This window comes from Bellilinea sp. (genome assembly GCF_053501535.1).
This window is the reverse complement of record NZ_JBRCOK010000038.1, coordinates 1-7,819: the sequence shown is the minus strand read 5'-3', so window position 1 is coordinate 7,819 and position 7,819 is coordinate 1. Positions and strand designations below refer to the sequence as shown.

The window sequence follows — 7,819 nt, the reverse complement described above, 5'->3', positions numbered from 1 at the left end:
GGGGTGAAGGTGGCCGTCGGCGGCAGCGGGCTGGGCAAAAGCGTTTCGGTGGGGGTGGGAGTGGGTTGATTCAGGGCGTTGCAGCCCGTAAAAAGCAACAACAGCAGCAACAAAAAACCGGTTCGGAAAAGTGCGCGCATGGCAAAATCCCTCCTCCTGTTCAAAGCCGTACTTTCCGCGCTTGAGGAAAGTTCAAACTCCTCCATATATGGATTATACAACTTTTACAGAATGGACAGAATCGCATTCCGGCAGCAATCCATCGCTTTCTCAAAGTCGAAAACGGTCAAACCGCAGCCGCGTGCGCCGACGGATGTCTTTTCGGAATAATCCACTGATGCGTCCAATCGAGCAATTTTGCCCCCTCCTTCGCCTCCCCCATATCGCTAAAGCGATATGGGGGAGGTCGGTGGGGGTCGTTTCGCCACACTTCAAGTTTCGATACCAAGTTTTAGGGATGTCAAGGAACTTTGAGAAAGCCATAGGCAGCAATCTGCGCGCCCAAAAAGCCCTGCCGATTTGCAGGAGAAAGGGCAGGGCTTCAGGCCGGTAAAATCATCGAGAATCAGGCGGGTTGAATGAACGTTCCGGCGCGCAGTTCAGCCAGAGTCTGCTGGATTTCTTCCATGGTGTTCATCACAAACGGACCGTAGGGGTAAATCGGTTCGCCGAACGGCGCTCCTGCCATGAGCATGAAGCGCGCCCCGCTGGCAAGGCCGGTTTCTACCAGCAAGCGTTCCCCGGCTTCAAATAACAGCATGCGCAGGGCAGTTACCGGCTGCGTTCCGCCAAAGAGAGCCTGTCCCTCAAACAAATAAACCAGCAGGGTGTGTTCAGCCGGTAGATTCAGTTCAAAACGAGCGCCGGGCAGCAGCTGTACTTCCATGTAAATCGGTTGGGCGGCAATCTCGGTGACCGGTCCGCCAACTCCCGCGAATTCCCCGGCCACCACCCGCAGGCTGAAGCCGTCTTTTTCCAGCAGGGGAATTTCCTGTGCCTGAATTTCCTGATAGCGCGGCCGGCTCATTTTGAGTGCCGCCGGCAGATTGACCCACAGTTGAAAGCCATCCACCCGCCCGGCTGCACTGGGGTGCGGCATTTCCTCGTGCAGGATGCCGCGCCCGCTGGTCATCCACTGCACATCACCGGCAGCGATCACGCCCATGTTGCCCAGGCTGTCGCGGTGGCGCACACTGCCTTCCAGCATGTAGGTGACCGTTTCGATGCCGCGGTGCGGATGGGTGGGAAAGCCCGCCAGCGGCGTTTCGCGCGGGTCATTGAAGGCGAAATGGTCAAACAGCAGAAACGGGTCGAAGCGGTTTTCGCGGCTGGGCGCAAACGAACGCAGCAGGCGCACCCCCGCACCTTCAATGACCATCTTCGGCTGGATGATTTCCTTGATCAGACGAAGTTCAGCACTCATCTCAATACCTTTATTTTGATATATTTTGTCCAATTTCTATATGTATTATAACCATTTTTGACGGGTCTTTCACGTTTATTTTGAAACGGCGTGTACCAACCTCGCCTGCCGCCACCCGTCTCTCGCGTGTATACGCGCTGAACCTTTTTCAAAAGCATTTTCTCCCTTAAGTCACAAACTGTTTTCTTAACTCCCCAATTTTCTTATAATCATTAATGGGCTTTGGAAAGAAGATTGCAGGAGGGGAAAATGGAGGATAAAGGAATGTGGCCGTTGGCGCTGCAAGCCTTGCAGGCGCTCAGCAGTCATTACTTGCCAGTGATTCAGCAGACCGCAGCTCAACTCAAGTTGCCGGAATGGTGCACAGGCATCCTGTTGCCGGCCTTGTCGTTCGACCCCGAACCGGTGACAGCCGAAAAGATGCGCAAAAGGGGGGCATACACGGCCGAATCGCTCTACTCCCAACGCCTGAGCGAAGCAGCCCGGCAGGAATTGTTGCAGGAAACGGAGCATGGAGCCGGGGAATACCGCCTCACCGCCCGCGGGCGGGAGGCAGCCGAGAGCATCCTCCAGGCTGCGAACGAGTGTATGAGCCGCCTGCAACCCCTACCCGAAGAGGAACTGGATCAGCTGGCAGCCCTGTTGAATCGCGTCGTGCAGGCTTGCTTGAAGGCACCTTCGCCGCCGGGCAAGTGGTGCATTGAACTCGCCTGCCGGGTGAATACCGGCATAAGCCCGCACCTGCTCGTCCGCATAGACCATTACCTCAGCGATTTGTCCGCTTACCGCGATGATGCTCATCTGGCAGCCTGGCAGCCCCATGGCTGCAGCGGACAGGCGTGGGAGGCCTTCACCCTGCTGTGGCGCGGAGAAGCCAGAACGCTGGATGAACTGTTCAGCAAACTGGAACGGCGCGGTTTCAGCCGCGAGGAATACCGGCAGGCACTCGATGATCTGATTCAGCGAGGCTGGCTGCAAGCCGAAGGAGAACAGTACGTCCTCACACCCCGGGGAGAGCAAATCCGTCAGGCGGCTGAAGAACAGACCGATGCGTATTTCCATGCTCCGTGGGATTGTTTGAGCGAGAATGAACTTGAAGCGCTCGGCAGCCTGCTCACGCGCCTGCGGGAAAAGCTGAGCGGGCTGATCCCCTGAAAGGCGGGCCAGCCCGTTTCCGCCTGCGCGGTTAGCCGTTCCCGAGCCGGCCGGCTTCCTGCTGCGGCAGGCGGCCCGGCTGCGGCGGCGTTTGAATCAGGCGCAGGGCGCGTTCGTACAGGAAATAATCCCACGCCCAATTGATCATCACCACCAGCCGGTTGCGGAAGCCGATCAGCTGCAGGATGTGAACCGCCACCCACATCGCCCAGGCAATGAAGCCGCGCAGGTGAAACCTGCCCAGGCGCGCCACCGCCTGATTGCGCCCAATGGTCGCCAGCATGCCCGGATCGCGGTACTGAAAGGCCAGCAAAGACTGACCGTCCAGGCGGCGGCGCAAATTCTCAACCACCGCATCGGCCTGCTGCATGGCAACCGGCGCCACCATCGGCAAGGGGTTGCCCTGCTCATCTTCCAGATAGGCCGCATCGCCAATCACAAATACTTCGGGAAAGCCCGGCAATTGCAGGGTGGGATCAACCCGTACCCGCCCGGCGGCAGCATGTTCAACCGGCAGGTTTTGCACCAGTTCAACGGCGCGGATGCCGGCCGCCCAGATCAAGGTGCGGCTGGGGATGATTTCGCCACTTGCCAGCTCGATGCGTTGACCATCGTAGGATTGGACGCGCGCACCAAGTCGCACCTCCACCCCTTTGCGTTGCAGGACGCGAAGAGCGGCTTGGCGCAAGTCGGGCGGCATGGCAGGCAGCAGGTAATCGGCTGCTTCCAGCAGCAACACCCGCGCTTCAGAGACATCGAAACCGGGAAAATCGCGGGGCAGCGCCAGGCGGATTAATTCCGAAAGAGCGCCGGCCATTTCAACCCCGCTGGGTCCACCGCCGGCTACGGCAAAGGTCAACAATGCCCGGCGGCGGTTGGGGTCGCTTTCGCGGCTGGCGCGTTCGAACAGGGTCAGCACGTGGTCGCGGATGCTGTCCGCATCGGCAAGGGTTTTCAAACCAAAGGTATGGGCAGCCAGGCCATCCTGCCCAAAGTAGTGCGTCTGCCCGCCGACTGCCAGAATGAGATAATCGTAGGACACTTCCCCGGCGCTGGTCAGCAAGCGGCGGTTGAGCAGGTCAACCTGGCGAACTTCCGCCAGCAGAAAACGGGCGTTCTTCTGACGGCGCAGTACAGCCCGCACCGGGTAAGCTATATCCGCAGCCGAAACACCGGCAGTAGCCACCTGATAAAGCAGCGGCTGAAAGAGGTGGTAATTGTTGCGGTCAATCAGGGTCACCCGCACGGGCAGGCGCGCCAGCCGGCGGGCGGCGCGTAGCCCGCCGAAGCCTGCGCCGACAATGACCACATGGGGGAGTGCAAATTGGGTTGTTTTCATCGGAAACTCCTTTCTTGAGTCCGTTTATTTGTGAAAGTTATAACTATCACTATTATACCCTTTATTATCCGAATTGCAACAACCCGTGAAACTTTGCACAAAGTTTGCGATGAATTTGTATCATCTACATCATAACGCCAGCAGATTCCAGTAGCTCAGCGACCAGAGGATGGCCAGCGCCCACAGGCAGGTCAGACTGTAAAACAGGCGCCCCCCAATCTGCCAGTAGCCCTTGACCCACGCCACCACACTGAATACCAGCATGATTCCCCCCAGCACGAGCAGAAGAAGCGGTATCTGCATCAACAAGTCAAAACCCGCCGGCATGATTCCAAAGAACACCTTTGGCACACCATAAGCCGGTTCAATCGTGCCGAGTGCGCTACCAAACCCAATCATGTACACCAGAAATAAAAGCCCAAACAAACCACCGCTCAAACGCGCCAAACGCCAGCCTAGCGGACGTAAATCACGCCGGCGCACACCGCGCCAGAAAGAAACCAGCCAGCCAATCAACGCGCCCAGGTACAACACACTTCCACCGATGAAGATCAACAGGTGCAACGGGAGTGAACCGTACCACGGCGTTTTGATGAAATCAAACGGCAGGCTGGGTACCAGCATCACCTGACCGCCGTCCGTTCTTAACACCAGGCGGTCGTGAGGTTTTTGCGGATTCACCAGCAAACCCGCTTCGTTTTCGATGTAGGCGGTTACATCACCACCCCATTCAACAAACACCTGTCGGTCTTCCACCCACACATTGATCGGCATGAGCAGGCTGATGATTTTCTCATAGGAGGTAAAATTGTTGCGCGCCAGATGATAAGCGCCGGCATACTGTCCAGCGCGGCTGTCAAAATCGGCAGCAGGGATCAGAAGGGGTGTTCCCTGGGCCGGGTAATAGCGCTCCATAAAAGCGTTGACCACCTGCTCAACTGCCTGTGCGCCGCTCGCACCATTGGTTGAAACGAAAAAACCGGTTTGCGATTCAGGCAGCAACAACAAAAAGGAGTGGAAGAGCATCGTATCACCACCGTGCGACAGGGTGTAATGCCCGTTGATCGTATTGAAGAAAAATCCATAGGCCATACCACCGCTCAGGCGTGGGTCTGCGGTACGCAGGGGGGTGTGCATCCGCCGGGCAGTCTGCGCTTCAAGAATACGCGCACCTTCGTACTCACCCTCCTGCAGGTGGGCAATCATAAACTTTGCCATGTCCAGCCCGCTGGCGCTCAGCGCACCGGCCGGCCCCCCAACCACATATTCAAAACCACCCTTAATGTATTTTCCACGAATGTAATTGTAACCATTGCTCATTTTACCTGCCAGTTCGGAAGGTAGCGGCTGTTCAAAGGTCGCATACTGCATCCCCAGTGGCTGAAAGATGTGGTCGGCAATGTAGGAATTAAAAGGCTGACCGCTGACACGTTCAACAATGTAACCTGCCAATGCAACGGCATAGTTGGAATATGCCGCGATCTTGCCCGGCGGAAATACGCGCGCTGGCAGGTTATGCTTGAGGTACCGATCCAGCGGGATCATCTCCTCCGCGCTGAGTTTGAACAGCCCCTCACCTTTATCCTCAAAGCCGGGTGTGTGCGTGAGAATGTGACGCAGGGTAATTGGCTCCGGAAAGGTATCCGGGATGGTAAAGTCCAGATAGGTGTTGACATCCGCATCCAAATCCAGTTTGCCGGCTTCCACCAGTTGCATCACCGCTGTCCACGTAAATAATTTGGAAACCGAACCGGGGCGGAAAAGGGAGGTTGCCGGGTCAACCGGCTGACGACTTTCCAAATCGACGTATCCATAACCTTTGGCAAGCAGCGTCTGACCATCACACACGACCACCACCACCGCGCCGGGTACATGGTAAGCTTCCATGCTGCTGGCAAGCACCCCATCCATGAAGGCCTCCAGTTCGGCAGGGTCAGCCGGAGCCGGAAAATACTTTGCCGACACCCCCGCCGTTGGAAGACAAAACAGGGCGGTCATCATAACAAGTAAAAATCGGTAAACATTGCGGGAGAGGGGAACAAATTTGAACGAGCCCATACTCAATCCTTTCGTTGAAACGGAAAACCGAACAAAAAGCCTCATACTCTATACGATGCTTTCGTCGTAAAGTTGTGAAAAAAGCGTTCCCCGCTGTTTGATTCAAAAACGCAAATCGGGGATAAACACCCAGAACCTTTTTACTGTCAATTCGGCTTGAGAGTAAAACTACGGTGTGAGCGCAATTGACCTTCACCGGAGGCGGAAGCGGGCGGGAACGCTCAGGCTGACTTGAAAAATATCCCCTCAATCTGCGTTTGGTCTATCGCGGCTAAGCCAACCATGGGATAGGCGCAGGGTGAAACAGACTGCCTAAAACCGCACCGGCAACGCCTTCAACCCGCGAATCACATAACCGGAGCGGTACTCCACTGCTTCCTGCGCCAGCCGCAGGTTGGGCAGGCGTTCCAACAGCGCCTGCACCGCCACCTGCATCTCCAAACGCGCCAGCGGTGCGCCAACGCAGTAGTGAATGCCCATCCCAAAGGTCAGGTGCGGGTTATCGCTGCGGGTGATGTCAAAGCGGTGCGGGTCGGGAAAGCGTGCCGGGTCGCGGTTGCCGGCCGCGTACAGCAGGGCAGCCTGCCCGCCTTTGCGGAGCCCATTCCCTTTGTATTCCACATCCTCGCGCACCCAGCGGCGGAAGAGCTGCAGCGGACTATCGTAACGCAGCATCTCTTCCACGGCAGATTTCAACAGCTGGGGGGAGCGGCGCAGCAAAGCATACTGGTCGGGGTGGTGGAAGAGCGCCAGCATGCCGTTGGCAATGGCGTTGACGGTGGCTTCATGCCCGGCGTTCAGCAGCAGAATGCAGGTGGCAATCAACTCATCCTCGCTCAGACGGCTGCCCTGCTCTTCGGCGGCGACCAGCGCGCTGATCAGGTCATCCTGCGGCTGCAGTTTGCGCTCAGCGGCCAGGCCGCGAAGGCAGGCGGCAAATTCGGTCACCGCCTGGTTGGCGCAATGGGCGTCCTCAGGCGAAGGGGACAATTCGTACATCGCCACAATCCGGTTTGACCACGGACGCAGCCGGGGACGGACTTCCTGCGGCACGCCCAGCAAATCGGCAATCACCAGAACCGGCAGCGGCTCGGCAAAATCGGCCAGCAAATCCATCTCGCCGCGCTGAACAACCTCATCCAGCAGGCGGTGGGCAGTGCGTTCAATCAGCGGCCTGAGCGCTTCAACCCGCGCCGGGGTGAAGGCTTTGTTGACCAGCCCGCGCAGGCGGGTATGATCGGGAGGTTCTTTTTCCATCAGGGAGTGGGCGTGCAGCCATCCGAAGGGAGTGCGCGGGTCGGGTTTGGCAGCCCCGTCCAGATCGCGCCCAAGGCGGCGGTCGCGCAGCAGCGCGGCAATATCCTCATACGCGCTGAAGAACCACAAATTCCACTCGGCGTCGTAAAGAATGGGCCGAGCAGAACGCAGCCGGTCATAGAAGGGGTACGGGTCTGCAATGAATTGCGCCGAAAGCAAGTCAATTCCCAAAGCCCGCAGTGAGTTGGTCACAACCTCACCTCCAAATTCATCCAAGGATGCCCTGATTATTATATCCGGGCTAGCGCATGGTTGTTATCGCTGTATCAAAGTTCCTCGACAACCCGATCATTTTGTTTCCATTTCACCCATCCTTCCTTCCGCCCTTGAAAAGACATTTTACTTCCGCTGATTCGCAAGGCGCAATCGCGGTTCGCACTCATCACTCCCCTTCCCCGAAGCGAAACATCGTTGAACTGGACGTCAACACGGACGCAGCCCGGCGCGGGCCACACTCCTCGCCCCCCTTCCCCGTAGAGAAACGCCGTTGAAATGAGCGCGGACGCAGCCCGGCGCGGGTCACACTC

The 7,819-nt window shown here is 57.6% G+C and carries 7 protein-coding genes; 1 reads left to right on the top strand and 6 read right to left on the bottom strand.

Annotation, left to right across the window (positions count from 1 at the left end):
• Nucleotides 1-224: 224 nt before the first annotated feature.
• Together ACWIZX_RS04520 and ACWIZX_RS04515 are read right to left on the bottom strand one after the other, a co-directional pair.
• Complete coding sequence (locus tag ACWIZX_RS04520; RefSeq protein ID WP_448334938.1) at nt 225-347, bottom strand: hypothetical protein; 123 nt, start codon at nt 345-347, stop codon at nt 225-227.
• A gap of 218 nt (nt 348-565) precedes the next feature.
• Complete coding sequence (locus ACWIZX_RS04515; protein WP_448334937.1) at nt 566-1,423, bottom strand: pirin family protein; 858 nt, start codon at nt 1,421-1,423, stop codon at nt 566-568.
• 249 nt (nt 1,424-1,672) lie between these two features.
• On the opposite strand from ACWIZX_RS04515, the gene ACWIZX_RS04510 reads away from it, so the two are divergent.
• Complete coding sequence (locus ACWIZX_RS04510) at nt 1,673-2,578, top strand: helix-turn-helix domain-containing protein (RefSeq protein ID WP_448334936.1); 906 nt, start codon at nt 1,673-1,675, stop codon at nt 2,576-2,578.
• A 31-nt stretch (nt 2,579-2,609) separates the two neighbouring features.
• Here ACWIZX_RS04510 and ACWIZX_RS04505 read toward each other — a convergent pair whose 3' ends face one another.
• From ACWIZX_RS04505 to ACWIZX_RS04490, 4 genes are all read right to left on the bottom strand, one after another.
• Nucleotides 2,610-3,917, bottom strand: a complete 1,308-nt coding sequence (locus ACWIZX_RS04505; RefSeq protein WP_448334935.1) for an NAD(P)/FAD-dependent oxidoreductase — start codon at nt 3,915-3,917, stop codon at nt 2,610-2,612.
• Nucleotides 3,918-4,046: 129 nt separating this feature from the next.
• The gene (locus ACWIZX_RS04500; RefSeq protein WP_448334934.1) at nt 4,047-5,975 is read right to left on the bottom strand and encodes a serine hydrolase; all 1,929 of its coding nucleotides are present in this window, start codon (nt 5,973-5,975) and stop codon (nt 4,047-4,049) included.
• A gap of 312 nt (nt 5,976-6,287) precedes the next feature.
• A complete protein-coding gene (locus tag ACWIZX_RS04495) occupies nt 6,288-7,484 on the bottom strand; it encodes a cytochrome P450 (RefSeq protein WP_448334933.1) in 1,197 nt (398 codons plus the stop codon).
• A gap of 74 nt (nt 7,485-7,558) precedes the next feature.
• Nucleotides 7,559-7,819: hypothetical protein (locus tag ACWIZX_RS04490; RefSeq protein WP_448334932.1), on the bottom strand; the 261-nt coding region annotated here is incomplete at its 5' end.

Coding starts and splice junctions, on each gene's coding strand:
- ACWIZX_RS04500 (WP_448334934.1), bottom strand. CDS start 5,975: ATGGGCTCGTTCAAATTTGTTCCCCTCTCCCGCAATGTTTACCGATTT.
- ACWIZX_RS04505 (WP_448334935.1), bottom strand. CDS start 3,917: ATGAAAACAACCCAATTTGCACTCCCCCATGTGGTCATTGTCGGCGCA.
- ACWIZX_RS04510 (WP_448334936.1), top strand. CDS start 1,673: ATGGAGGATAAAGGAATGTGGCCGTTGGCGCTGCAAGCCTTGCAGGCG.
- ACWIZX_RS04515 (WP_448334937.1), bottom strand. CDS start 1,423: ATGAGTGCTGAACTTCGTCTGATCAAGGAAATCATCCAGCCGAAGATG.